The sequence below is a fragment of the Myxococcus sp. CA005 genome (genome assembly GCF_006518205.1).
GTDB lineage: Bacteria > Myxococcota > Myxococcia > Myxococcales > Myxococcaceae > Myxococcus > Myxococcus xanthus.
In genome coordinates this window covers 1-481 of sequence record NZ_SRLV01000211.1, presented here as the reverse complement: position 1 = coordinate 481, position 481 = coordinate 1, and the positions used below count along the sequence as shown (strand labels likewise).

The following is a 481-nucleotide window of genomic DNA, read 5'->3' as shown; positions in this document are numbered from 1 at the left end:
CGCGTGCGCTGTGCCAGGCCCGACCGGAGCGGGACCTACTGAGCCATCTGGCAGCTCTCGACGGCAATCCGCGCAACATCACCGAACTGGTGAACGGTTATCTCGACGAAGGCAAGATCCGCACCGAAAACGGTCTCGCCCATCTCACCGAGTCCGGAGAGCAGGACAGGACCAGCGCACTGGCGATGCGCCTGCACGGTCTGCCCGTCCGCCCCGCGCTTCCGCGGCGGTTCCTGAACCTCGTCGAAGAGCAACTGGGAACTCTCTCGCGCAGAACCCGCCTGGTACTGCAGGTGGCGGCGGTGCTGGGCCCCACGTTCCGGCCCGACGACATCACCGGGGTGCTCGGCGAGCCCTCCGCCGGCATCATCACCGAGGTCCAGGAAGCGCTCGACAGCGGTCTGCTCGTCACCACGGCCCAGGCGCTGGCCTTTCGCAGTGACCTGCTGTGGCAGTCCGTGCTGGAGTCACTGCCCACCCC

Annotated in this window: 1 protein-coding gene; it reads left to right on the top strand. The window is 67.8% G+C overall.

Annotation, left to right across the window (positions count from 1 at the left end; genetic code table 11):
• Positions 1-481: hypothetical protein (locus FMQ63_RS37725; RefSeq protein ID WP_228556578.1), on the top strand; the 481-nt coding region annotated here is incomplete at both ends.